Raw genomic sequence first — 24493 nt, 5'->3', positions numbered from 1 at the left:
CAGTGCCCCGACGACACTTTCGGTCGCCACTGAACCCATACCTGATCGTCTAGACGTGTGCGTGTGACCTGCGACAACGGATCCTGTGTCGTGTCAGGTAAATGAAGTCCCGCTGGCCTCGAATGACACGCCCGACACGCCACGAAATGCCTCAGAGAGCGTGTCGGCCGCGAGAAGGTGGGCCCCGACAACGCGAGAGGTCCCAGGCAGCGAACCCGGGACCTCTCGACCACGACACCGATTCGGGCGGTGAGCGGTGGCCTGGCCCACACGATACGCAACGACGCCGACAGGCGGGCGCGACGACGCGCCGCGGAGTCGGTAGTGGGCGCGTCCAACGTCAAGGCGGCCCTCGAACTCCACGCAACGCTCGAGCACCGCGCGATGCGCGCTCTCCTCGGCATGGCGGTGACCGCGTACGACCCCGGCAAGGCACCTGCCGGCAAGCTGGCGTGCCGCTACTTCGGCGGTCGCGAGGGCATCGCGGAGATCCTCGGTCGCCCATTGCCTCCCGAGCCGCTCAGGTCTGACATGACCTCGGCTGCGACCGAGGCACGTCGAGCGCGACAACGCGCATTCAAGATCGTCGAGGCCGTCATGCGCGAGCTGCGGGAGCACCGAGCGATGACCGTCATCGTCGACGCCCACAACGGCCGGCGCGCGGAGTACGAGCTGCACCTCGACCCCCGGTCGTAACACCCCCGAGGACATCGAGCGACACCCGCGTCGATCGAGTAGCCCCTACGTGACGTAGGGGCTACTCGGCATCTCAGCCCCTACGTCACGTAGGGGCTCAGCCCCCATGTGACGTAGGGGCTAAGGCCCCACGTCACGTAGGGGCCTAGTAGGACAGACAGAGGAGGACTGAGGAGTAGTGGGGGCGCCCCGCCCCCTCGCCCCCTGGGCGGTGCCCCGCTCCGCGCGGCGCGTCAAGGGCGCCTGCGGCGTCGCTGCGCGAGGGCCTGCGGCCCCCCTTGACCCGCCCGTCACCGTGGTCGTGGCGGGTGCTCCGCTATCTCGGTGGTGGGGGAAGTACGCCCCCACCACCGAGCCAGCGGACATGGTCGCCACGATGGGTCGGTTCCCCGGTTACGGGGGTCCCATGCCCGCGGGGTCGGCGCGTACTCGAGTCCAGACCGCGCGCGAGCCCTAGGGTCCGAGCATGATCCTCGCGGCGGAGCAGGCTTCGGCCCCCTGGACGGCGACGTGGTTGCCGTTCTTCGGCTCGCTGGTGGTGGCGCTGGTCGCGCTCGCCGGTGTCGTGTGGTCGTCGAACAAGAACGCGCAGACGATCACCGAGACCGAGGTCCTGCGGCACAAGAACGTCGTCGACGAGGCGCATGCGGTCGCGACGCGCAACGAGAAGGTGCAGGTACTGCTGCGGCTCATCGACGAGGCGACCCGGCACATCCTGTTGACCAACGACGTGATCATGGCGTTCCGCCGGGACAACCAGGGGTACCCCGCGGACATCGAAGTGGCGCAGACCGCGTTCAACGCCCACGGCGCCGTCCTGACCAGCGCGGAGTCCGCCGCCTACCTGTACGCGCCCTCGTCGCTCGTCGAAGCCGCGCAGGTGATCGGCAAGGGCGCCGGCGAGGCGCTCGACGGTGTGCAGTTCCTGCACGCGCCGCAGATGGAAGCTCTCCAGCGCCGGGTCCAGGAGGACCTCAACAAGGCGTTGTCCGCCCTCGTGACGGCCGTGCAGGCAGAGCTGGGCCTGCGACCGCCGGACGAGGAGGACGAGGGTGATCCCGGTGTCGTGACACCCGCCGCGACCGTGTGAGTCCCGCAGCGGCGCCTCGTCGAGACGATCGTCGACCATGTAGTTGGTAGGTACAGGGATATACCCTTAGGGGGTATGGGCCGGCCCGTGCGGGACCTTCGCCGGCGACGGTTCGGAGAGTTGACCGTCGTCCGCCGGGCGACGTCCCTGCACCGCCCCGACGGTCACGGGACACGGGCCCGGTGGGAATGCGTCTGCGACTGCGGGGAGACCGTGACCGTCCCCGCCGGTCGGCTCCTCGAGGGCCTGGCGATGACATGCGGGGCGCACCGGTACGTCCGCGACGTCACCTCCTACGACGCCTGGCACGACCGTCTCGGCGTGCAGCTCGGATCCGCCCGCGAGCACGCGTGCGTCGACTGCGGCCGGCCCGCCCGGCACTGGTCCCTCGACGTCCCCCTCGACGACCCCCGCACCCTGACGACACCCGGCGGGTACCGGTACGTCCTCGACACCGACGCCTACCGACCCCGCTGCCCCGCCTGCCACGCCGCCCACGACGTCCTCGAGCGCCGCCTCGCCCGCCGCGCCGCACAGCGCCACACACCCCCACCGCACAGCCGGCCCACCACCGGCACCCCCGTCATCCAAACCCTCTTCTGACACGCTCGGGGCTTAGCGGGGTGGGGCCCCTCTTCTGGTGGTCCCGGAGGGGTTCGGGGGTTGCCCGGTGACGGGGCCGCCACGACGCCCCGGATGGTGGTGGTGGTGCCGGTGGGCCGCCCGGTGGGCCGGGTCAACCCCTCGAGGATCCCTCGCCTACTCCCCCAACACGCAACGGCGGTGAGCGTTGGGTGTGGGCCGATTCGGGCGAATCGGGTGGGGTGGGGGGTGTCGGGCGAGTCGGGCGGATCGGGCGGTGTGTGACGTGGGTCACAGGCTTTAGGCGGGCTAACGCCGGTCGGGTGAACCGATCCGTTGCCTACGCAAGTTCCTCTTTGCGTGGGCTATTCTGAGGCTATGACGATGACCGATGAGCGGGCCATGAGCCTCGCGATCCGCGCACTGATCGATGCCGGTTCGCTGTCCCCTGCCGCGCGTGACATGCGCCCGGCCGACGCACTGCGCCAGTGGGCGGAGTGCAACGCGATGACCCCTGAGACGTTCATGTGCGAGTGCGGCGACGTCGAGCACCCGGCCGTGCCCGATGACGACGACTCGACGTGGTGCGAGTGCGGGCTACGCCTCGACGCGCAGCGCGCGCGGCTGGGCCTCGACCGGTTCGCCTCCGAGCTTGGTGCGGGTCTGCTGGGCGGTGCCTGGTGATCCGCCGGGCGATCGGCGCGGCCGTGACCGTGGCCCTGGTGTCCGGCGCTGCCGTGGCGGGCCTGACCGTCGGGCACGCGCGCGGTGAGCGTGAGGTGTGGTCCTACGTGGGTCCGGGCGACGTCGTGTGCGACACGACCGTGCCGGACGTGCCCGAGTGCTGGCGCCTGCCGGACCACGGTGGTGACCGGTGAGCGGGCCCGAGTGCGGGTGCGCGTGCCCGACGTGCCTCGGGCACGTCGTGGTCGTCCCGCTGCCTGAGGGTGAGGTGCACGCGACCTACACCGGCGGCCCGTACGTCGATCTCTCGTTCGGTCGCCCGGGCCGCGCGGTCGAGGTCGTCAACGTCTGGGACTACGCCGCCGGCCGCGCGCTCATACCACCGACCTCCTCCCCGGCGGAGCGTCGGCGCCTGGTCGCGGCGGTCGTGCGGACCTGGGCGCAGGACATCCGCGACGACTGGCCCGACTTCTACGACACGTACGCCGCGCAGTGACGCCGGCGGCCCGCTCCGGCGGGCCGCCTCGTCGGGGCGTCGTCGGTCGGTCGTCGTCATCACCGCCCCCCGGCCCGCCCGTGCTCATACCACCGCGCTCATACCGCCGTGCTCACACGCTCACACCCTTGACCCCTGGGAGGATGACCACCATGACGCCCGAGAACGTCACCAGCTCCGAGATCGTGCCCACGCCCGACGCCGTGCTCATGCCGGCTGACCAGGACGTCGCGGACGCGCAGCTCGTCGGCGCCGCGCTCATGGCGTCGCGCTCGCCGGGGACGCTGCGCACGTACGCGTCGTACTGGCGCGGGTTCGTCGCGTGGTGCGAGGACCGCGACCGGGCGTCGCTGCCGGCCGACCCGGACACCGTCGCCCGGTACATCGCCGCGCGTGCTCACACCGGCATGAGCGCGTCCGGGGTCGGGCAGGTGCTCGCGTCGATCTCCTACCACCACCAGCGGACCCGGCTGCCGGACCCGACGACGGACCCGCTCGTCGTCGAGACCCGCAAGGGTCTGCGACGCGGCCCCCGAGGGACCGCCGCGACCAAGCCTGCTCATGCCGTGACGGTCGAGGACGTGCACCGCATCGTCGCCGCGATCGACACCTCCGAGCTGGTCGGGCTGCGGGACCGGGCCCTGATCCTGCTCGGGTTCGCGACCGGGATGCGTCGCTCCGAGCTGGGCGCGCTCATGGTCCGCGACCTCGAGTGGAAGGGCGGGGACCTGCTCGTCACGATCCGCGTCTCCAAGGGTGACCAGGAGGGCGCCGGTCAGGTCGTCGGTGTCGTGCGCGGTGCTTATGCTGCGAGTGACCCCGTCGAGGCGCTGCACCGCTGGCTCGTCGCGGCAGACGCGCTCGACCGGCCCGACTGCGCCGTGTTCGCTCCGATCAACAAGGGCGGCAACCTGCGCCCGTGCACCCCGATGAGCGGGCACGCCGTCGGGGACGTCCTGATCCGCCGTGCCGACGCCGCCGGCCTGTCGTCCCTGTCCCTGACCGCGCACTCTCTGCGGGCCGGGCTCATCACCGCGATGATCGAGGCCGGCGCGTCCCTGCCGCAGGCGCAGCGTGTCGCCCGGCACAAGTCCGTCAGCACGACCGCCCGGTACGCCCGAGGCCGCGACGCGCTCGAGGACTCCCCGGTCCGCATGATCGGCCTGTAGGCCCGCTCACGCCGCCGAGCACAGCCGACCCCACCACCGGGCCCCCACGGAGAGTTTCCGTGGGGGCCCGCGCGCGTGTGCCACGACGCCTGGGGGGGTTGGTGCCGGGTGGGGGTGGCCCCGGGGGTTGGTGGGTGGGTCTGTGGGTGGGGTGCGGGGGTGGGTGGGGTGAGTGCAGAAGTACGTGTGCAAGAGGATCACGCGCTGTGCTCGACGTACGTCGCGCTGTGCTGGTCACGGTGCTCTCCGGCTCCGTCAGACGGCCGCCGCTCGCGCCTCTCACGTGCGCGGACGCGCCCGCGGGACGGGCTGCGACGAGCAGGTTCCTGACCCCTTCCCGCCGTATAGCTGCGGGACCTACGTTCGAGGGATCGCGGCGAGTGATAGACGCTCCGGCCAGGGCTGCGCTAGACGCGATGGGGGTCCTCGTGGGCCAGGTGAACGTGCGACTGACGGACGAGCAGCAGGCGCAGTGGTCGGAGCTAGCCGAGCAGCACGGACTGGGCGGGATCTCCGCCCTCGTGCGGGTCGCGGTCGACGCCTACGCCGCCGGCGGGCAGGTCGACGGGACCGCCGGCCGGGACGTGCCGCTCGTCCCCGCCGCGCTCGCCGCGGTCGGGCAGCTCGCCGCCCTCGAGCAGACCGACGAGGCGACCGTGCTCCTCGAGGCGCTCGTGCTCTACACGGGCATGGACGACCAGACCCGCAACGTGCGGATGCACAAGGTCATCCGCGACGGTCGCGGCCCCACCATGCAGGCCGTCGCGTACGCCTACGGTGCCCGCCACGGCGCCCCGTGGGCCGACCCCGACCGGGACGTCACCGAGGCCAACGTCCCGGTCTGAGCCGGGACGCGCGTTCGCCCCCCGGGGCCCGGTCCCTGTCCCGCTCCGTTCGCTGCCCCGAACGGGCGGCGCAGCTCAGAGCCGCCCTCGGGGGCCCGACCTGCGAACCGGGGATCTCGGAGACCACCGCTCGGACACCACCCAGTTTCCGAACTAGACGCCGGCCCGGGTACGGGTGGATGCTGACGACCAGAAGCACGGCCCCGTCCCGGCGTAGCCGGACAGGTTCATCCCTGTTCGCTCGCGCCCGGAGGGGCCGTTCCCATGTCACCCACCCACCCCCACCTCCCCGCACCTCGTGTGCACCCCCGCACCGACGTGAGCGACTTGCGGGTGCGGGTCGTCCTCGAGCAGCTCCGCGCGAACGGGTACGACGTCACCACCGCGACCCGCGACCGCGTGTACCGGGTGCGCCCGGACGGCACGTACGACGCCGTCACGCTGCGCGACGCGGTCCGCTCCGTGCACGGGCGGGGCTCACGGTGAGGGCCGGCAGCGACGGCCTGTGGGCCGTCTCCGAGGCGCTCGGGGTGGTGCCCGGGCAGATCGCCCGGGACTCGATCGTCGGGCGCCTCATCGACGCCTGGTGGGCGGAGCCGCGCACGCGGGGGTGCCCGCACCCGGCCCGGACGTACGTCGCGCTGCCGGCCCTCGAGCTGCTGTGCCCGGCGTGCGCCGTGCTCGCCTCGGACGGGCCGCTGTCGTGCGCGGTGTGCGGGCAGACGTTGACCCGTCGGGCGGTGCGCCGCGCCGATGCGGTGCTCGCGGAGGACGGCCCGTTCTCGTTCCTCGGGGTCGTCGGTCGCTGCTGCGGGGGTGCACCCGATGCCTGGTAGGCGACTGCCCGGCCGGCCGGCGCGACCGGTCGGCCCGGTCCTGACCCTGACCGGGGCGGACAGCCTCGAGCAGCTCGAGGCGAGCGCGCTGCGTGACGCGGCGATGAACCCCACCGGTCCGCAGCAGCGGGTCGTGGACACCTCCGACAGCCGGTACGCCGACGTCAGCACGCCGTGCTGGCTGTGCGGCGGCCCGGTCACGGCGGCCGACGCGGCGTACCCGGGCGCGTCGGGGTGGCGCTCGCACCGCGAGCACGCCGTGCACGGTGATGCCGCGATCGCCGGCGTCATCCTCGCCGCGGTCATGGGTCGCCGGTTTGACTCGCGGCTCACGGACGCCGACGCGGCGCTGCTGCTGCACGACGGGCGCCTGCCGATGCCGTACGAGCGGGACGCCCCCTCGAACCTGTCCCCGGTCGTCGAACCGTGGTCGCACGTCACCCGTGCGCAGCGTCGAGACCTCGTGCGCGCTGTCCTCGACCGGCTGCCGGACCTGCGCGCCGTCGCCGCCGGCACAGCCCTGACCACCTGCGAGGACGGGCCGTGCGGTATGTGCGGGACGGTCGCGGCACGGGCGTGGGTCGCGTTCCCCGGGTCCCCCGTGTGGCCCGGCGGCGGTGACGTGCCGTTCTGCGTCACGTGCGCGACCGCGCACCACGACACGTCGATGAACGACACCACCTGGGACGGGTACACGGTCTCGACGATCCGGGCCGCGACGGGGGTCCTGGTGCACTCCGGCGAGGTCCCGCGATTCTTCGTGCCGCCGTTCGCCCGCGACCACGACCGGCGCGATCCGGCGGCCGGGGACCCGTGGGCGTTCCTCGACGCGGACGGGCTCGACGAGCTGCGCCTGACCCTGTACCTGAGCCGACCCCCGACGTCACCGGAGGTCCCCGCGGCGTGGCGGGCGCGGGTCGCCGCCGCCCGCGCCGCCGCCGAGTCCCGCCCGCCGCAGGACACCGCCGCCCGGGCGCTGGCAGTGGCGCAGCTCGCCGGCGTCGCCGGCTCACGCCCGATGACCTCGACCCCTGACCCGGACCGGGGGTGGTTCTCGTGACCCTGACCGCGCAGCGCCGCAGCGAGCTGCTCGCCCGGTTCGACGCGCTGCTGACCAAGGGGGTGCACAGCGTCGAAGACGCCCGCGCGATTCACGCGGTCGTCGACGAGCTGATCGCCGCCGGCGGACCGCCGGCCCTGCCGTCACGGCCCGACGCGGCGCACGAGGCTGTCGCCGGTCTCGACCTGGCGCTGCGTGAGGGCCGCTGGCCGACGACCGTCGAGGGGCTGACGGCGGCCTCGCGGCTCGCGCACGCCTGCGCGCGGGCCGCGTCCACCGGGCAGGCGCGCCGGCTGTGGCAGGTGCGTGCCAGGGGGCTGGACGCCCGGCTGCACCGCCTGACCGGGCAGGGCACGCCATGACCGGCCACAAGACGCACGCGCCGGGCGACGCGAATCGGCGCGAGGAGGCCGTGGCGAAGTACATGCTCGGTGCGGCGTCCGGCGCGCTCGGTGAGCTGGCTGCTGCCCTCGAGGACCTCGACAACGACGCGGGCGCGCGGGGCAGGGTCGCGTTGAGCATGGCGTTCCTCGGAGCGTCGTGGAACGAGGCCGCTCGGGTCGCGCACCTGCCGTCCCCGGATGCCGCGCGCATGGCGGCCAAGCGTGCCGCCGCGGGGTGGCGCAACGACGACGTCGAGCTGTCCCGCACGCTGCTGCTGATGCAGGGTGCGGCGGTCTACCACGCCGCGATGAACGAGTTCCAGGAGACCCGGTCGGCCGCGTTCCTGCGGGTCGCGGAGCGCGCGATCGGCCGGCAGCAGGCCCTCATCCCCGGTCTGGCGGTGCAGCGGCAGGAGGTCGTCGTGCGCCAGGGGGAACCGGAGGCGTCGCCGTACGCGCGGCCCGAGTATGGCCCCGGCCGGACGTGGATCGACCACGTCCGCGACGGCCTGCCGTTCGACCAGCTCCACCCCGACGACGTGCACCGGATGCGCCTGACTCCGAGGCGGTGCGAGGAGCTGCGGGCGGTCTGGGCGCGGGAGGCCGAGCTTGAGCACGCGCGCACGATCGAGGTCCGCTGATGGACGCCGCCGAGCAGCTCGAGCGTCGCCGGCTGCGCGACGTCCTGTACGCCGCTGCCGCTGCGGGCGACCTGAACGACCTTCGCCCGGACGAGCTGGAACGTGCCGGCCTGGACTACGCGACGTTGGAGCTGATCGCGTCCGGCGAGGACGAGATCGCCTGGCAGAACGACATCACCGACGAGCCGCTGCGGTGGTGGCGTGACGACGTCGAACCGCCACCCGGGTTCGTGCTCGGCGACGCGGACGCGCCGCCGCGGACGCCGATCGTGCGCGGCGGGGTGCCCATGTACCTGTCCCGGTGCGGTGACCTGCTCGGGTTGCGTCCGCCGGAGGCGGTCGTGGTCGACGACGCCGACCCGCGGGACCGGTGGTACTGATGGTCGACGCAGCGGTTCGCGAGTCGCTTCGGCGGTGGTCACGCCCCGGGCGCCCCCTGCTCGACCAGGTACGCCCCCGGCTGGCGGCGTCGCCGGTGTACTGCGACCGACGGGGCTGCGACGGCCGACCCCACGGCGGCTACCGGTCCCCGCACGCCCGCGCCGACCAGCTCCCGTCCGACTCTCCCGTCCTGCTGCTGCGCGGCGGGCGAGGCGTCGGCAAGACGTGGTGTGGGTCAGCCTGGACGTGCTGGGCGACCTTCCGAGTGCCGGAGGCCGCGATCGTGGCGCCGTCGCACCGGCACCTGCGGGAGATCTGCGTCGAAGGCCCGTCGGGGGTGCTGCGCATGGCCCGCCGGCTGGGCCGGTCGGTCACCTGGGAACCGTCGCGCGGCCTGATCTCGTTCGACAACGGCGCGAAGGTGTGGACGTACTCCGCGGAGGACGAGGACCGGCTGCGCGGCGGGAACTTCGGTGCGGCGTGGCTCGACGAGCCGGCCGTCGTCCCGCACATCGACCGGCTCTGGGAGGTGCTGCGCTACTCGGTGCGCGTCGGGCCGCGGATCCGGTACCTGCTGACCACCACCCCGAGGCCGTCCCGGTGGATCAAGGAGATCTCCGTCGCGGAGACGACCGAGCTGCGGGTCGTGCCGACGTGGGCGAACCGGGAGAACCTGTCCCCGGACTTCGTCGCCACACTCGAGGCGGAGGACCCCAACTCGAGGTTGTACCGGCAGGAGATCCTGGGTCAGATCCTCGAGGACGTGGCCGGGGCGCTGCTCACCTGGCAGGTGCTCGACGAGACCCGGGTCGCCCGCGGTGACCTGCCGGTGATGACGCGGGTCGTCGTCGGGGTCGACCCGTCCGGCGGCGCCGGCTCCCGTGCCGACGAGACCGGGATCGTCGTCGTCGGGCTCGGTGTCGACGGCGATCTGTACGTGCTGGCCGACGAGTCCGGGCGGTACACGGCCTCGGAGTGGGCTGCTGCGGCGTGGCGGGCGTACGACCGGTTCGACGCGTCCGCTGTCATCGCGGAACGCAACTACGGCGGGGACATGGTCGCGGAGAACCTGCGGGCCTCGAGACACTCCGACCTCGACCGGATCAAGGTCGTCACCTCGAGGATCTCCAAGCTCGACCGAGCCGTGCCGATCGCCGCGAAGTTCGAGAAGGGCACCGCGCACCTCGTCGGCACGATGCCCGAGCTCGAGACCCAACTGACCGGCTGGGTCCCCACCGAGGGACGGTCCCCGGACCGGCTCGACGCGTTCGTGCACGCCGCCCGCGAGCTGGCCGGTCAGCGCGGGGAGTCCGCGATCTCCGTGCCGCACGGACGGATCCCCCGGGCCACTCCACCGACCCGCGACCAGCTCGCGGACGAGCTGCTGCACGGACTCGGGGCGCTTTCACCGAGGGCCCGGTCGATGTGGAGGCAGATCAGGTGATGACCAGCGGCAGCCCGTCGCTGCGGACACCGGTGGACGTGGCCGGACATGTCCGCGGTGGCCGCTACGGTGCGCGCCATGACACCAGAGGTGCAGATCGTGCAGCAGGGCCTCACCGTCGAGGAGTACGCCCACGAGAAGGGCGTCACGACGCGCAGCGTGCGCCGCTGGCTCGCCGCCGGTGAGCTGCCCGACGCGTGGCCCGACGGACGCTCCTACCGGATCCCCCGGCACGCCGAACGCGTCCAGACGCCCGGCACGGGCCTCGTCGTGACCGGCCAGCACTCCGATGCCGTCGAGGAGCTGCCAAGGGCTCTCGCGGGCGCTCCGACGGCCTGGGTTGACCTCGAGACCGCGTCCCGGCTGCTCGGAGTCACCCCGCACGCGATCGTGGCGCACCCGGACCTGTTCGAGCCGGCGAAGGTCGGCCCGCGGGGGTCCTGGCGGGTCCCGATGCGGGTGATCCGGCGAGACGCCGGCCTCTAGACGGCCCGGACGTCCGCGGTCACGTCCGGACACGTCCGCAGCGTCCGGGGGAACGTATGCAGTAGTACGTGACTTGATTTGATCCAGACCTCCTCGACCTCGGGGTCGTCGAGGTAGCGCTGCAGCGGCCCGAGCCCCGCGACGGCGTCCACCACGGCCTTGTGCGCGGCGGCGGGGTCGGCGAGCGGCGGGACGGCGCCGAGCACGGACCGCTCGTCGTAGTCGGCTATCACGTCGGTGACCAGAGCGACCACGCCGGCGCGGTCCCGAGCCGGGTCGAGCCCGGTCCGGCGGATCAGCTCACGGACCTCGTTCTCGAGGATCGCCACGCCGTCCACGGCCACCACCCCCGTCCGTTTCGCCCGATTCCGACCTCGGCGAAGGTAGAGCACGACGTCGTGCCGTGCGCCGCGTTGTCCACAGTCCAGACGACCGGCACGACACCGGGCGGGGGTCCTGCGAGCGGATCTCCGCGGGGCACTACCGTGTGAGCGTGAACACGAGCGCCACCAGCACCCCCACCCTGCAGGACCCGTCCGGCACCGCCCCCTTCACGCCGTCCGGCGCCGCACCGTTCGTGCCGTCCGGCACCCAGCACGTCCTCGAGCACGGCACGCATCGCGCCGTAATCGCGGCGGTCGGGGCGAGCGTGCGGGAGTACACGGTCGACGGCCGGGACGTCGTGCTGCCGTTCGACGCGAGCGTCATCGCGCCGGCGTTCTCGGGTGCGGTGCTCGCACCGTGGCCGAACCGGCTGCGCGACGGCGAGTACACGTTCGACGGCGTCGAGCACGAGGTGCCGGTGACCGAGCACGCGCGGAGCACCGCCCTGCACGGCCTCGTCGCCTACACGGCGTTCGCCACCGTGTCGTCCGACGCCGCGCACGTGACGCTCGAGCACGTCGTGGTGCCGACTCCCGGGTACCCGTGGCCGCTGCGGCTGCGCGTGACGTACACGCTCGGCGACGCGGGGCTCACCGTGGACGTGGCCGCGACGAACCTGGGGACGGGCACGGCGCCGTACGGGATCGGGTTCCACCCGTGGCTCTCCCCCGGCGACGGCACCGTCGACGAGTGCACGCTGCAGGTCGACGCCACCCGCCGGGTCACGGTCGACGACCGTCTGCTGCCCGTCGGCGACGAGCCGGTCGCGGGCCCGTACGACCTGCGTTCGGCGACGCCGCTGCGCGGCATCGAGCTCGACGACGCCTGGCTCGGGGTGCTGCGTGACGACGAGGGCCTGTCGTGGATCCGTCTCGCCGGTCCGGACGGCCGCACCGCCGCGCTCTGGGCGGACGCGTCCCTCGACACGTGGCAGGTCTGCACGGGCGACGGGATCCCGGGCATCGAGCGGGGCGGGGTCGCCGCCGAGCCGATGACGTGCATCGCCGACGCGTTCCGCACGGGCGACCGGCTGGTCCGGCTCGAGCCGGGCGAGACGCACGAGGTCCGCTGGGGCCTGACGCTCCTCTGACCGAGGATCGCGTCCCGCTCGACCTGCGGTCCCGGTCGAGCGGGACGCGGACCCGGGCTGGCGCCCGGTCGAGCAGGCCGGTCAGACGGCGGGATCAGCCGTCGTAGTACTCGCCGTCGGCCTTGACGCCCTTGACGTACTCCCAGTGCCACCGCTCGTGCGGCCCGCTGCCGCCCGGCTGCGCCCACGCGGGGTTCTGCCAGCCGTACGTGGGGCCGTTCTCGTTGAGCCACGTCCACTTCGCGCCGGACGTCTGGTCCTGGCACAGGTCGACCGCCAGGCCCCAGCCGTGGTTGCTCTTGCCCGGGGCGGCGGCGAGGCCGCCCTTCTGGGCCTTGACGGCACGCTGCTGCGCGAGCGTCCGGTACCCCGAGCTCAGGCACAGGTCGACGCCGAACCGCGCCGTGAACGCCTGGTTGAACTCCGCGAGGGACACGGCCGCGTCGGCGCGCAGCTGGGTGTGCCCGTCCCAGAGCGTGCACAGGTCGGCGGTCTTGAGCAGGCCGTTCTGGCCGGCCGCCCGGGTGGAGCCGTCGCAGCCGGCGAGGATCGAGCGCTGCTCGTCCCGGCTCGCGCTCTCCACGCCGCGGTCGAGCACCGCGTCGTCGGTCGCCGCCAGGGATGCGGGGGGCAGCGCCGAGAGCGACGCCGCGGTGAGGGCGGACACCGTCGACGGGAGCGTCGAGTCGGCGAGCGCGTCGTACGTCGAGGAGTCGGCTCCGGCGAACGCACCCTGGCTCACGGCCGGGATCACGACGGTGCCGCCGGCCAGCGCCCCGAGCACGCCGAGGCGCACGACGAGCCTCGAGGGTCGGCCGGCGCGACGGACGGGCGTCGCGTCGCCGCGGACGGGCCGACCGGGCCGGTGACGGGTGGACGCGACGTGCGAGGCGTCGGCGGGGGGCGTGACGGCGTCGTCGAACGTCGTCGAGGGCGACCCGGACGCCGACGGCTCGGTCGCGGACGCGGTGGTCGTCGACCCGGACGACGACGCGACGGCCGCCGATGCGTCGGGCCGGCGTGACGCCGTGGGGCGCGGCTCGGACGACGCCGGACGGGCCTCCGAGTCCGACCTCACGGTCGCCCACGTGGGGGTCGCTGGCATCGCCTGCCGTGCGGCGGGAGCGGCAGGCGCGGGTGCGGCAGGCGCGGGTCCGGCAGCCGGAGCAGGAGCGGCAGCAGCCGTCCGGGCGGCGCCGGCGACGACCCGGCTGCCCGGCAGCGGCGCGCCGGCGCTCGGACGCGCAGCGCCGAAGGCAGGTGCGGCGGAGACCGTCGAGGCAGGAGGAGACGTCACGTTCCGCGGGGCGCCGGTCGTGGACGAGCCGGGGCCGGGCGTCGGACGAACGCTCGTGATCCGCGGCATCCGGTCCGTGACGGGTGCGTGGCTCACCGTCGGCCGCGGCGCCGCGAGGGTCCGCGGTCGTTCGGCGACGGGCGGCAGGCCCGGTCCGGCCGGCAGCGGCCCGCCGACCTGCGCCGGGGGGACGGCGACGGACCGCGGCGGGGCGGCGGCAGCCACGGTCGCCGCTGCGGGGCGGGCCGCGGGAGCGGGCGCCGGGGCGTCCTGCGTCGCGAGGGCTCGCCGCTCGGCCTCACGGAGGCTGCGGCGCGTCGGGAGAGCCGTGCTCGACTCCGCCTGATCAGACCCCACGACACCTCCCGTCCTCGTTCGATCGCATCCCTCGGGCGAACCTCCGCGGTCGTGCGCGACATCCGTCGTTGCGGATGCCTCGTCGACCGCGGTCACGAAACCATAACGGCTCGCGGTCGCGCTTCCAACCCCCTGGACGAGCGTCCAGCGGCCAGGGGCGGACAGACCGGGTCGACACACCCCGGCGCGTCTTGGCGACACGCCGAGGATGGGACGTCAGGCGGTGTGCCCCCGCTGCATCGCGTCGCGGACCTCGCCCACGAGCTCCTCGAGGATGTCCTCGAGGAACACCACACCGACGGTCGTGCCGTCCGCGTCGACGCGGGCCAGGTGCGAGCCCGAGCGCTGCATCGCCGACAGGGCCTCCTCGACCTCGTCGACCGGGCGCACGACGGCGAGCGTGCGGACCCGCCACATCGGCACGGGCACGTGGCGACCGGGGCCGTCCGCGTACAGCACGTCCTTCACGTGGAGGTACCCCGTCGGGTGGCCGTCGTCGTCGAGCACCGGGAAGCGGCTGAAGCCGGTGCGGGCGACGAGCTGCTCGATGTCCTCGGGCGTGCTGTCGTTCGCCGCCGTGACGAGCCGGCCGACCGGGATCATCACGTCCTGGGCCGTGCGGTCGGAGAACTCGATGGCGCCCGCGAGCAGCCCCTGCTCGTCGGCGAGCAGCCCCTCGGCCTGCGAGCGCTCGACGATCGACTGCACCTCCTGGGCGGTGAACGCGGACGCGACCTCGTCCTTCGGCTCGACGCCCGCGAGCCGCAGGGCGTGGTTCGCGAGCCAGTTGAGGGCCGAGATCACGGGCCGCACCATGCGGGCGATCCAGACGAGCGGCGGGCCGAACATCAGCACGGCGCGGTCAGGACCGGCGACCGCGAGGTTCTTCGGCACCATCTCGCCGAGCACCACGTGCAGGTAGACGACCAGGGCCAGCGCCAGGACGAACGCGATGACGTGCGTGAGGTGCTCGTCGACCCCGAGCGCCGCCAGCGGGTCGGCGATGAGGTGCGCGATCGCCGGCTCGGCCACGACACCGAGGCTCGTCGAGCAGATGGTGATGCCGAGCTGGGCGCAGGCGAGCATGAGGGAGACGTGCTCCATCGCCCACAGCACGGTGCGGGCGCGGCGGTCCCCCGCCTCGGCGAGCGGCTCCACGGAGCTGCGGCGGGCCGAGATGATCGCGAACTCGGCGCCGACGAAGAACGCGTTGCCGGCGAGCAGCAGGGCGGCGATCACGAGCGCGAGGGTGCTGTTCACGGCTCCTCACCGTCCTCGTCGGCCTCCTCGGAGACACGGACGCGCTCCACGCGGCGCCCCGCCATCCGCTCGACCTCGACGCGGACGCCGTCGACGACGACCGCGTCGCCCTCGTCGGGCACGCGCCCGAGCCGGTACATGAGCAGCCCGCCGAGCGTCTCGTACGGCCCGTCGTCGGGGACCCGCAGACCGGTCGTCTCCACGAGCTCGTCGGGCCGCAGGACGCCGGGCAGGAGCCACGAGCCGTCCTCGGAGCGGGCCGTGGACGTGCGCCGCCGGTCGTGCTCGTCGGCGACGTCGCCGATCAGCTCCTCGACCACGTCCTCGAGGGTCACCACGCCGGAGGTCCCCCCGTATTCGTCGACCACGACCGCCATCTGCAGCCCGAGCCCTCGCAGCTCGACGAGCAGGGGGCCGAGGTGCACGGTCTCGGGCACGCGGGGCGCGTCGACCATGAGCGCGGCTGCCGGGACCTCGCCGCGCCGCTCGAAGGGCACCGTGATCGCTCGACGCAGGTGCACGAGGCCCTCGATGTCGTCGGCCGACTCCCCGATCACCGGGAACCGCGAGTGGCCGCTCTGGCGGGCGAGGGCGATGACGTCGGCGGCGGTGTCCTCGCGGCGCACGACGACGACCCGCTGCCGGTCCGTCATGACGTCGACGGCCGTGAGCTCGGTGAAGTCGATCGAGTTCGTGAGCAGCGTGGCGGTCGACTCGTCGAGCGTCCCGACCTGTGCCGAGCGTCGCACGAGCGCGGCGAGCTCCTGCGGCGACCGGCCGCCGGACAGCTCCTCGCGCGGCTCGACCCCGACGGACCGCAGCAGGGCGTTCGCGCTGCCGTTGAACACGGTGATCAATGGGTGCAGCGCGGTGGTGAAAGCCCGCTGCAGGGGCGCGACGGCCCGCGCCGTGCCGAGCGGTCGTGCGATCGCGAAGTTCTTGGGGACGAGCTCGCCGAACACCATCGAGAACCCGTTGACGAGCACGAGCGCCACGACCGCGGCGAGCGCACCGCTCCAGGGCGAGGACCCGAACGGCAGGGCGACGAGCCGCGCGACGGCGGGCTGCGTCGTGTAGCCGAGCAGGATCGTGGTGAGCGTGATGCCGACCTGGGCGCCGGACAGCTCGGTCGAGAGCCGGCGCAGGGCCGCGAGCACGGACTGGCCGCGGCGGTCGCCCGGGCGCAGCTGCTTCTCGACGACACCGGGGTCGAGCGTGACGAGGGAGAACTCGCTGGCGACGAAGATCGCGGTGCCGAGCGTGAGGAGCACCCCGAGGCCGACGAACAACCAGTCGGTCATGAGTCACCACCGGGCGAGCGGGTGGGCAGCGGTGCAGCGGACAGGACCATCGAGGGGCCGGCACGGTTCCCGTCGGGCGTGCTCGCCCGGCCGGAGGGCCGGCAGCTACTTGAGCTGCTCATCGTGGCGACATCATACGAGGACGACGCGCCGCGTGACGGGCGACGAGCAGCACCGCTCTGCACGGGACCCCCACGAGTTGCGCACGGCTTCCGAGGTCGTCCGGGGTGCGCTGTGCCACGCTGACCTCATGATGAACAGCATCGGCACCTCCGGCGGCGCGGCGGGAGGTTCGACGACCACGGTGCTCGTCGTCGAGGACGAGCCCGCCATCGCGCAGGCCATCGCCCACCGTTTCTCCGCGGAGGGCTGGCGCGTCGAGGCGGCCGGCGACGGCCTCTCGGGAGTCTCGGCGGCCGCCCGGCTGCACCCGGACGTCGTCGTGCTCGACGTGATGCTCCCCGGCATCGACGGGCTCGAGGTGTGCCGCCGGATCCAGGCCGAGCGCCCGGTGCCCGTGCTCATGCTCACGGCCCGGGACGACGAGACGGACATGCTCATCGGTCTCGGCGTGGGGGCCGACGACTACATGACGAAGCCGTTCTCGATGCGCGAGCTCGTCGCCCGCACGAAGGCGCTCCTGCGCCGCACGGAGCGGGCCGCGCGGGCCGCCGAGCTGGCGCAGGCGGCGACCCCGGACCCGCCGCTCGTCATCGGCGACGTGACGGTAGACCGCGCCCAGCGCCGGGTGCTGCGCGGCGAGGACGAGGTGCACCTGACGCCGACGGAGTTCGACCTGCTGCTGGCGCTGGCCGGGTCGCCGCGCACGGTGCTGACGCGCGAGCGCCTGCTCGCGGAGGTGTGGGACTGGGTCGACGCGAGCGGCACCCGGACGGTCGACTCGCACGTCAAGGCCCTGCGTCGCAAGCTCGGCCCCGACCTCATCCGGACGGTGCACGGCGTCGGCTACGCGTTCGAGCCCGCGGGCGGCAGCCAGGAGCCCGAGGACGCGTGAACGCCCCGCGGCACGTGCGGGGCGAGCTCGGACGCTCGCGCCTGCCGGACGTGCGTCCGCTCGACCGGTTCCGCTCGATCAAGATCAAGCTGGGCATCCTGGTCGCGGCGAGCGTGACGCTGGCGTCGTTCGTCACCTGGGTGGGGCTGTCCCGGCACCTGGGGCCGAGCCGGACGCTGCCGCTGGCGATCGTGGCCTCCCTCGTGGTCACGCAGCTCCTGGCGCGGGGCATGACGTCGCCGCTGCGGGAGATGACGCAGGCGGCGCGCTGGATGGCGGCCGGTGACTACACACGCCGGGTGACGGCGACGAGCGCGGACGAGGTGGGGCAGCTCGCGGACGCGTTCAACACGATGGCGGACGACCTGGAGCAGGCGGACTCGTTCCGCCGCGAGCTGATCGCGAACGTGTCGCACGAGCTGCGGACCCCGGTGACGGCCCTGCAGGCGCAGCTCGAGAACATCGTCGACGGCGTGTCCGACCCCGACCCGACGACGATGCAGGCTGCGCTCGCGCAGACCGAGCGGCTGGGCCGGCTCGTGGCCTACCTGCTGGACCTGTCGCGGCTGGAGGCCGGCGACGTGCCGCTCGAGATCAGCGACGTGCGGCTCGAGGAGTTCCTGCACGAGGCCGCCGACGGTGCGGCTCTCGTGGGTGCGAGCAAGCGGCTGCGCTTCCCGGTCGTGGTGACGCCGCCGGACCTCACGGTCCCGGCGGACCCCGAGCGGCTGCACCAGGTGGTCGCGAACCTGCTGCACAACGCGGTGCGGCACTCCCCGCCGGACGACGAGGTGCGGCTCGAGGCGTCGCGCGTGGCGGGCGAGGTGCGGATCGACGTCGTCGACCACGGTCCCGGGATCGCGCCGGCGCAGCGTCCGCACGTGTTCGAGCGGTTCGTGCGGGGCAACACGCCGGCGATCACCGGACAGGGCTCGACGGGCGGGACGGGTCTGGGCCTGGCGATCGTGCGGTGGGCGGTGGAGCTGCACGGGGGTCGGATCGAGGTGGCGGACGTGGATCCGGGCTGCACGATGCGGGTCACGCTGCCGGCGGGCAGCTCGCTCGGCTCGTCGCGGTTCGACCGGAATCCATTGTTCTAACTCGATTAGAACAGTACGGTGGCGGGCATGCCACCGAGCACGGACGACCGCACGATCCGCGTGGCCCGCCTGTCGAAGTCGTTCGGTGCCGTGCGCGCCGTCGACGACCTGTCGTTCGAGGTCGGCCCGGGCCGGGTCACCGGCTTCCTCGGCCCGAACGGCGCCGGCAAGACGACCACCCTGCGGATGCTCCTGGGCCTCGTGCGACCCACGTCGGGCACGGCCACGATCGGCGGCCGCACGTACACCGAGCTCGACCGCCCCGGACGGACGGTCGGCGCGGCGCTGGAGGCGGCGAGCTTCCACCCCGGACGGACCGCGCTCGACCACCTGCGCGTGTACGCCCCGCAGGTCGGCGTCCCCGACTCGCGGGCGTCCGACGTGCTCCGTCTGGTGGGGCTCGAGGCCGTGGCCGACCGCCGGGTCGGCGGCTTCTCGCTCGGCATGCGGCAGCGCCTCGGGCTCGCGACCACCCTGCTGGGCGACCCGCCCGTGCTGTTGCTCGACGAGCCCGCGAACGGCCTCGACCCGGAGGGCATCCGCTGGCTGCGCGTGCTCCTGCGGACCCTGGCCGCAGAAGGACGCACGGTCCTCGTCTCGAGCCACGTCCTGTCCGAGGTCGAGCAGACGGTCGACGACGTCGTCATCATCGCCCGCGGCCGCCTCGTGCACGCCTCGTCGCTCGGCGACCTGGCCGGGCTCGCCCGCCCGCGCGTGCGCGTCGTCTCGCCCGACGGCGCGGGTCTGGCAGCCCTCGTCGCACGCGCCGGCTGGGCCCGTGCCGGCTCCGACGAGCCGGGGGTCGCGGAGCTGGTCGACGTCACGACGGCCACCGTTGGGGCGGCCGCGTTCGCCGCAGGCGTCGAGCTGCACGAGCTGACCGGCCGGGACGCGGGGCTCGAGGGGCTGTTCCTCGAGCTCGTCGCGGACCGGTCGGCGACGGCCGGCCCTGATCTGACCCCGGAGCCGGGTGCGGGCACGACGGACGGGACGGCCGCCTGATGCGCGCCGCGCTCGTCACCGAGTACCGCAAGCTCGTCACCACCCGGCTGTGGTGGATCCTGCTGCTCGCGATGGTCGCGTACATGGCGTTCCTCGCCGCCCTGCTGGCCTGGGGCGTCTCCGAGGGCGGCGGCATGTCGAGCACCGGCCAGGGCGGGGGCGACGACCTCGTCCTGACCCCCGAGGCCGTGACGCGGTCCGTCTACACGATCGCGGTGACGTTCGGGTACGTGTTCCCGCTGGTCGTCGGCGCCCTGACGTACCCGGCCGAGCTGCGCCACCAGACCCTCACGCCGACGTTCCTCGCGGAGCCGCGGCGCACCGTCGTGCTGGTCGCGAAGCTCGTGTCCGGCGCCGGGCTGGGGCTGGTGTTCGGCGTGGCCGGCACCGCCGCCGCGGCGGGCGCGGGCGCGACCGTGCTGAGCCTGCTCGGGCACCCCACGTTCCTCGACGCCGCGTCGACGTGGCGCACGCTGGCGCTGTCCGCCGTCGCGCTCGCGCTGTGGGCCTTCGTCGGCGTCGCGCTCGGCACGGTCCTCACGAACCAGGTGGCCGTGGTGGTCGTCGTCCTGGCGTTCACGCAGTTCGTCGAGCCCGTGCTGCGCTTCACGCTGTCGCTCACGTCGTGGGGCACGGGTGTCGCGTCGTACCTGCCGGGCGCAGCGGGCGAGGCGGTGTCGGGCGGCAGCTTCTACTCGGAGTCCGGGCTCGGCGAGCTCCTGCCCTGGTGGCAGGGCCTGCTGGTGCTGCTGGGGTACGGCGCCCTGTTCGCGGTGGTCGGGCGGTTCACCCGCGTACGCCAGGACGTCACGTGACCCTCGCTCGTACCACCAGGTGAGATCTGGCCCTCTCGGAGGATGAAACGGGCCGGTCGAGGCATGACCTCGCCCGACACGTGGCGCACCCTGCCTTGAGGTCGCGCGTGGGCCCCCGTTGCCCATCGTTGACCCTGGTGTGCCGACCAGGTGAAACCGTCGTGAGAACACCCGGTGCCGGCCGTCCCGTGAACGGGTCCGACCCTTCCCACGTCGTAGTGTTGTCATCAACAGATCCGGCGACGACGCGGTCACGAACCGCAGGCGGAAGTGGGCGATCCCAGCGTGACCCAGAAGGCGGAGCCTGACTCGGTGCGTGCCGATTTCGGCGCGAACGAATGGCTTGTGGACGAGCTCTACCAGCAGTACCTCCAGGACCGGAACACGGTCGACCCGGCGTGGTGGGACTTCTTCGAGGGCTACAAGCCCGACGAGACCGCCACGGACGGATCCCCCGCCCCGGCCGCCACGAACGGGAGCGCACCGGCCCCGGCCGCCGCCCCGCCCGCGGCGCCACCCGCTCCTGCCGCCGCCCCGGTCGCGACGCCCGTCCGACCCTCGACGTTCGTCGAGCCGCCGGCCATCACGTCGCCGATCGCGACCGCCCAGCCCGCCACGGCGCCCTACGCGGAGGTCGCCCAGCGCCCCACCCGCCCGGACGAGCCCGAGGCCGAGGACGACGTCCAGAAGCTGCGCGGCCCCGCCGCCCGGGTCGTCACCAACATGGAGGCCTCGCTCGAGGTCCCGACCGCGACGTCGGTCCGCGCGATCCCGGCCAAGCTCATGGTCGACAACCGCATCGTGGTGAACAACCACCTCTCGCGCGGCCGCGGCGGCAAGATCTCGTTCACGCACCTCATCGGGTTCGCGCTCGTCGAGGCCCTGGCCGAGATGCCGGCGATGAACGCCTCGTACACGCTCGTCGACGGCAAGCCGGGCGTGAACCAGCCCGCGCACGTCAACGTCGGCATCGCGATCGACCTGGCCAAGCCCGACGGCACCCGCCAGCTGCTCGTGCCGTCGATCAAGAAGGCCGACACGCTGGACTTCGCGCAGTTCTGGACGGCGTACGAGGACGTCGTGCGGCGCGCGCGCGGCGGCAAGCTCACGGTCGACGACTTCGCCGGCACCACGATCTCGCTCACCAACCCCGGCACCATCGGCACGGTGCACTCGGTGCCGCGCCTCATGCAGGGGCAGGGCACGATCATCGGCGTCGGCGCCATGGACTACCCCGCCGAGTTCGCGGGCACGTCCGAGGACCGCCTCAACCTCATGGGCGTGTCGAAGGTCCTCACGCTGACCTCGACGTACGACCACCGGATCATCCAGGGCGCCCAGTCGGGCGACTTCCTGCGGATCCTGTCGGTCAAGCTGCTCGGCGAGGACGGCTTCTACGACCGCGTGTTCGCCGCGCTGCGCGTGCCCTACGAGCCCGTGCGCTGGGTGCGCGACTCCTCGACGGACCCCGACGCCGAGGCCATCAAGCCGGCGCGGATCGGCGAGCTCATCCACTCGTACCGCTCGCGCGGCCACCTCATGGCGGACACCGACCCGCTGGCCTACCGCCAGCGCAAGCACCCCGACCTGGACATCCAGAACCACGGCCTGACGCTGTGGGACCTGGACCGGACGTTCCCGACGGGCGGCTTCACCGGCAAGCCCCGCGCGAAGCTCCGCGACGTCCTCGGCCTGCTGCGCGACTCGTACTGCCGCACCATCGGCATCGAGTACATGCACCTGCAGGACCCGCGCCAGCGCCGCTGGCTCCAGGAGCGGCTCGAGTCGGGCTACGCCCGCACGCCCCGCGAGGACCAGCTGCGCATCCTGCGCCGCCTCAACGCCGCCGAGGCGTTCGAGACGTTCCTGCAGACCAAGTACGTCGGGCAGAAGCGGTTCTCGCTCGAGGGCGGCGAGTCCGTCATCGCGATCCTCGACGCGATCCTGTCGAAGGCCGCCGACGCGGGCCTCGACGAGGTCGGCATCGGCATGGCCCACCGCGGGCGGCTCAACGTGCTCGCGAACATCGCCGGCAAGTCGTACGCGCAGATCTTCAGCGAGTTCGAGGGCAACCAGGACCCGAAGTCCGTGCAGGGCTCGGGCGACGTGAAGTACCACCTCGGCACCGAGGGCACCTTCACGTCGGAGTCGGGCGCCACGACGTCGGTGTACCTCGCGGCGAACCCGTCGCACCTCGAGGCCGTCGACCCGGTCCTCGAGGGCGTCGTGCGCGCCAAGCAGGACCGCATCGACCTCGGCGGCGACGGCTTCTCGGTGCTCCCGATCCTCATCCACGGCGACGCGGCGTTCGCGGGCCAGGGCGTGGTGTTCGAGACGCTGAACCTGGCGCAGCTGCGCGGGTACCGCACCGGCGGCACGGTGCACGTCATCATCAACAACCAGGTCGGCTTCACGACGGGCCCGTCGTCCTCGCGCTCGTCGCAGTACGCGACCGACGTGGTCAAGGGCCTGCAGGTCCCCGTCTTCCACGTGAACGGCGACGACCCCGAGGCATGCGTGCGCGTCGCGGAGCTCGCGTTCGAGTACCGCGAGCAGTTCGACCGCGACGTCGTCATCGACATGCTCTGCTACCGCCGCCGCGGTCACAACGAGGGCGACGACCCGTCGATGACCCAGCCGCTCATGTACAACCTCATCGAGGCGAAGCGCTCGGTCCGCAAGCTCTACACCGAGACGCTCGTCGCCCGCGGTGACATCACGATCACCGAGGCCGAGCAGGCGCTGCAGGACTACCAGCAGCAGCTCGAGCGGGTGTTCACCGAGACGCGCGAGGACGGCTGGACGCCGCCGCCCGCCGAGGCCGAGGCCGTCGCCGGCCTGGAGCGCCCGGAGTCGCAGCTCGAGGACGCCGGCGTGATGGTCGGCTGGAAGACCGCCGTCGACGCGTCGATGCTCGAGCGGATCGGCCGCGCGCACGTGCGGCCGCCCGAGGGCTTCACGGTGCACCCGAAGCTGCAGCAGGTGCTCCAGAAGCGCGAGCAGATGTCGCGCGAGGGCGGGATCGACTGGGGCTACGGCGAGGTGCTCGCGTTCGGCTCGCTGCTCGCCGAGGGCACCCCGGTGCGGCTCGCCGGTCAGGACTCGCGGCGCGGCACCTTCGTGCAGCGGCACGCGGTCATGCACGACCGGGAGACGGGCGCCGAGTGGACGCCTCTGCTGTACCTGTCGGCCGACCAGGCGAAGTTCTGGGTGTACGACTCGTCGCTGTCCGAGTACGCGTGCCTCGGCTTCGAGTACGGCTACTCCGTCGAGCGACCCGACGCCCTCGTGCTGTGGGAGGCGCAGTTCGGCGACTTCGTGAACGGCGCCCAGACGGTCATCGACGAGTTCATCTCCTCCGCCGAGCAGAAGTGGGGCCAGCGCTCGTCGGTCGTCATGCTGCTGCCGCACGGCTACGAGGGCCAGGGACCGGACCACTCGTCGGCGCGCATCGAGCGGTTCCTGCAGATGGCCGCCGAGGAGAACATGGTCATCGCGCAGCCGTCGACGCCCGCGTCGCACTTCCACCTGCTGCGTCGTCAGGCGTACAACCGCCCGCGCAAGCCGCTCGTGGTGTTCACGCCGAAGTCGATGCTCCGCCTGAAGGCCGGCGCCTCGGCCGTCGAGGACTTCACGTCGGGCACGTTCCGCCCGGTCATCCCCGACGACCTCGCCGCCGCCAAGGCCGGCCAGGTCACCCGCGTGCTGCTGTGCTCCGGCAAGGTCTACTGGGACCTGCTCGCGGAGCGCGTGCGGTCGGGCGACGAGCAGACGGCGATCGTCCGGCTCGAGCAGCTGTACCCGCTCGACGAGGACGGCCTGAAGGCGGCGCTCGCGCCGTTCGACGGTGCCGAGCTCGTGTGGGTGCAGGACGAGCCCCGCAACCAGGGCCCGTGGACGTTCCTGTCGATGCACCTGCCGCAGGTGCTCGGCCGGACGCTGCACGTGGTGTCCCGCCCGGAGTCGGCGTCGCCCGCCGCCGGGTCGGCCAAGAAGCACCAGGCCCAGCAGGCCGATCTCGTCACGCAGGCCTTCGCCCGCTGACGTCGACGCACCGAGGCCCGCACTCCGTCCCGGGG

26 protein-coding genes are annotated in these 24493 nt (G+C 73.2%); 22 read left to right on the top strand and 4 right to left on the bottom strand.

Going from position 1 to position 24493, the window contains the following annotated elements; genetic code table 11:
* The first annotated feature begins 249 nt into the window (after positions 1 to 249).
* The 16 genes from Cch01nite_RS16015 (at position 250) to Cch01nite_RS15940 (ending at position 10793) form a co-directional block, all read left to right on the top strand.
* Positions 250 to 696: a hypothetical protein gene (locus tag Cch01nite_RS16015; RefSeq protein WP_203757238.1), complete on the top strand. Its 447-nt coding sequence runs from the start codon at positions 250 to 252 to the stop codon at positions 694 to 696.
* Between the two features lie 466 nt (positions 697 to 1162).
* On the top strand, positions 1163 to 1786 hold the full coding sequence (locus Cch01nite_RS16010) for a hypothetical protein (RefSeq protein ID WP_203757237.1): 624 nt from the start codon (positions 1163 to 1165) through the stop codon (positions 1784 to 1786).
* 213 nt (positions 1787 to 1999) lie between these two features.
* Positions 2000 to 2389: a hypothetical protein gene (locus Cch01nite_RS16005; protein WP_203757236.1), complete on the top strand. Its 390-nt coding sequence runs from the start codon at positions 2000 to 2002 to the stop codon at positions 2387 to 2389.
* Positions 2390 to 2746: 357 nt separating this feature from the next.
* Complete coding sequence (locus Cch01nite_RS16000; RefSeq protein WP_203757235.1) at positions 2747 to 3052, top strand: hypothetical protein; 306 nt, start codon at positions 2747 to 2749, stop codon at positions 3050 to 3052.
* Complete coding sequence (locus tag Cch01nite_RS15995; RefSeq protein WP_203757233.1) at positions 3049 to 3246, top strand: hypothetical protein; 198 nt, start codon at positions 3049 to 3051, stop codon at positions 3244 to 3246. Before Cch01nite_RS16000 ends, Cch01nite_RS15995 begins: the two co-directional genes overlap by 4 nt.
* On the top strand, positions 3243 to 3548 hold the full coding sequence (locus Cch01nite_RS15990; RefSeq protein ID WP_203757231.1) for a hypothetical protein: 306 nt from the start codon (positions 3243 to 3245) through the stop codon (positions 3546 to 3548). The genes Cch01nite_RS15995 and Cch01nite_RS15990 overlap by 4 nt, the downstream gene beginning before the upstream one ends.
* A 152-nt stretch (positions 3549 to 3700) precedes the next feature.
* Positions 3701 to 4717: a site-specific integrase gene (locus tag Cch01nite_RS15985; protein ID WP_203757229.1), complete on the top strand. Its 1017-nt coding sequence runs from the start codon at positions 3701 to 3703 to the stop codon at positions 4715 to 4717.
* Between the two features lie 416 nt (positions 4718 to 5133).
* Positions 5134 to 5562 carry a hypothetical protein gene (locus tag Cch01nite_RS15980; protein WP_203757220.1) on the top strand — a complete coding sequence of 143 codons (429 nt, stop codon included), beginning with the start codon at positions 5134 to 5136 and terminating at the stop codon, positions 5560 to 5562.
* Between the two features lie 264 nt (positions 5563 to 5826).
* Positions 5827 to 6048: a hypothetical protein gene (locus Cch01nite_RS15975; RefSeq protein WP_203757218.1), complete on the top strand. Its 222-nt coding sequence runs from the start codon at positions 5827 to 5829 to the stop codon at positions 6046 to 6048.
* Positions 6045 to 6398 carry a hypothetical protein gene (locus tag Cch01nite_RS15970; RefSeq protein WP_203757216.1) on the top strand — a complete coding sequence of 118 codons (354 nt, stop codon included), beginning with the start codon at positions 6045 to 6047 and terminating at the stop codon, positions 6396 to 6398. Before Cch01nite_RS15975 ends, Cch01nite_RS15970 begins: the two co-directional genes overlap by 4 nt.
* On the top strand, positions 6388 to 7458 hold the full coding sequence (locus Cch01nite_RS15965; protein WP_203757214.1) for a hypothetical protein: 1071 nt from the start codon (positions 6388 to 6390) through the stop codon (positions 7456 to 7458). Before Cch01nite_RS15970 ends, Cch01nite_RS15965 begins: the two co-directional genes overlap by 11 nt.
* Complete coding sequence (locus Cch01nite_RS15960) at positions 7455 to 7820, top strand: hypothetical protein (protein WP_203757212.1); 366 nt, start codon at positions 7455 to 7457, stop codon at positions 7818 to 7820. The genes Cch01nite_RS15965 and Cch01nite_RS15960 overlap by 4 nt, the downstream gene beginning before the upstream one ends.
* A complete protein-coding gene (locus Cch01nite_RS15955) occupies positions 7817 to 8482 on the top strand; it encodes a hypothetical protein (RefSeq protein ID WP_203757210.1) in 666 nt (221 codons plus the stop codon). Before Cch01nite_RS15960 ends, Cch01nite_RS15955 begins: the two co-directional genes overlap by 4 nt.
* A complete protein-coding gene (locus Cch01nite_RS15950; protein ID WP_203757208.1) occupies positions 8482 to 8862 on the top strand; it encodes a hypothetical protein in 381 nt (126 codons plus the stop codon). The genes Cch01nite_RS15955 and Cch01nite_RS15950 overlap by 1 nt, the downstream gene beginning before the upstream one ends.
* Complete coding sequence (locus Cch01nite_RS15945; RefSeq protein WP_203757205.1) at positions 8862 to 10307, top strand: terminase large subunit domain-containing protein; 1446 nt, start codon at positions 8862 to 8864, stop codon at positions 10305 to 10307. Before Cch01nite_RS15950 ends, Cch01nite_RS15945 begins: the two co-directional genes overlap by 1 nt.
* A 78-nt stretch (positions 10308 to 10385) precedes the next feature.
* A complete protein-coding gene (locus Cch01nite_RS15940) occupies positions 10386 to 10793 on the top strand; it encodes a MerR family transcriptional regulator (protein ID WP_203757204.1) in 408 nt (135 codons plus the stop codon).
* Here the strand turns inward: Cch01nite_RS15940 and Cch01nite_RS15935 are convergent.
* Positions 10790 to 11131 carry a hypothetical protein gene (locus Cch01nite_RS15935; protein WP_308439309.1) on the bottom strand — a complete coding sequence of 114 codons (342 nt, stop codon included), beginning with the start codon at positions 11129 to 11131 and terminating at the stop codon, positions 10790 to 10792. The genes Cch01nite_RS15940 and Cch01nite_RS15935 overlap by 4 nt on opposite strands.
* Positions 11132 to 11286: 155 nt before the next feature.
* On the opposite strand from Cch01nite_RS15935, the gene Cch01nite_RS15930 reads away from it, so the two are divergent.
* Entirely contained in the window at positions 11287 to 12267 is a 981-nt protein-coding gene (locus Cch01nite_RS15930; RefSeq protein ID WP_308439308.1) for an aldose 1-epimerase family protein, read from the top strand.
* Between the two features lie 94 nt (positions 12268 to 12361).
* On the opposite strand, the gene Cch01nite_RS15925 is transcribed toward Cch01nite_RS15930, so the two are convergent.
* From Cch01nite_RS15925 to Cch01nite_RS15915, 3 genes are all read right to left on the bottom strand, one after another.
* Positions 12362 to 13345 carry a M15 family metallopeptidase gene (locus Cch01nite_RS15925; protein ID WP_203757203.1) on the bottom strand — a complete coding sequence of 328 codons (984 nt, stop codon included), beginning with the start codon at positions 13343 to 13345 and terminating at the stop codon, positions 12362 to 12364.
* 792 nt (positions 13346 to 14137) lie between these two features.
* Entirely contained in the window at positions 14138 to 15181 is a 1044-nt protein-coding gene (locus Cch01nite_RS15920; RefSeq protein ID WP_203757202.1) for a hemolysin family protein, read from the bottom strand.
* Positions 15178 to 16482: a hemolysin family protein gene (locus Cch01nite_RS15915; RefSeq protein WP_203757201.1), complete on the bottom strand. Its 1305-nt coding sequence runs from the start codon at positions 16480 to 16482 to the stop codon at positions 15178 to 15180. The genes Cch01nite_RS15920 and Cch01nite_RS15915 overlap by 4 nt, the downstream gene beginning before the upstream one ends.
* 253 nt (positions 16483 to 16735) lie before the next feature.
* Between Cch01nite_RS15915 and Cch01nite_RS15910 the strand changes: the two genes are divergently transcribed.
* From Cch01nite_RS15910 to Cch01nite_RS15890, 5 genes are all read left to right on the top strand, one after another.
* A complete protein-coding gene (locus tag Cch01nite_RS15910; protein WP_203757343.1) occupies positions 16736 to 17497 on the top strand; it encodes a response regulator transcription factor in 762 nt (253 codons plus the stop codon).
* Positions 17494 to 18597 (top strand): HAMP domain-containing sensor histidine kinase, encoded by a 1104-nt coding sequence (locus Cch01nite_RS15905; RefSeq protein WP_203757200.1) that lies wholly within the window; start codon positions 17494 to 17496, stop codon positions 18595 to 18597. The genes Cch01nite_RS15910 and Cch01nite_RS15905 overlap by 4 nt, the downstream gene beginning before the upstream one ends.
* Before the next feature lie 27 nt (positions 18598 to 18624).
* Complete coding sequence (locus Cch01nite_RS15900; protein WP_203757198.1) at positions 18625 to 19599, top strand: ATP-binding cassette domain-containing protein; 975 nt, start codon at positions 18625 to 18627, stop codon at positions 19597 to 19599.
* Entirely contained in the window at positions 19599 to 20414 is an 816-nt protein-coding gene (locus Cch01nite_RS15895) for an ABC transporter permease (protein ID WP_203757190.1), read from the top strand. The genes Cch01nite_RS15900 and Cch01nite_RS15895 overlap by 1 nt, the downstream gene beginning before the upstream one ends.
* A 285-nt stretch (positions 20415 to 20699) precedes the next feature.
* Positions 20700 to 24458, top strand: coding sequence for a multifunctional oxoglutarate decarboxylase/oxoglutarate dehydrogenase thiamine pyrophosphate-binding subunit/dihydrolipoyllysine-residue succinyltransferase subunit (locus tag Cch01nite_RS15890; RefSeq protein ID WP_203757188.1), 3759 nt, complete (start codon positions 20700 to 20702; stop codon positions 24456 to 24458).
* Positions 24459 to 24493: the final 35 nt, after the last annotated feature.

The sequence above is a fragment of the Cellulomonas chitinilytica genome (genome assembly GCF_016862675.1).
Lineage (GTDB): Bacteria > Actinomycetota > Actinomycetes > Actinomycetales > Cellulomonadaceae > Cellulomonas > Cellulomonas chitinilytica.
This window is presented reverse-complemented; position numbering and strand designations above follow the sequence as displayed.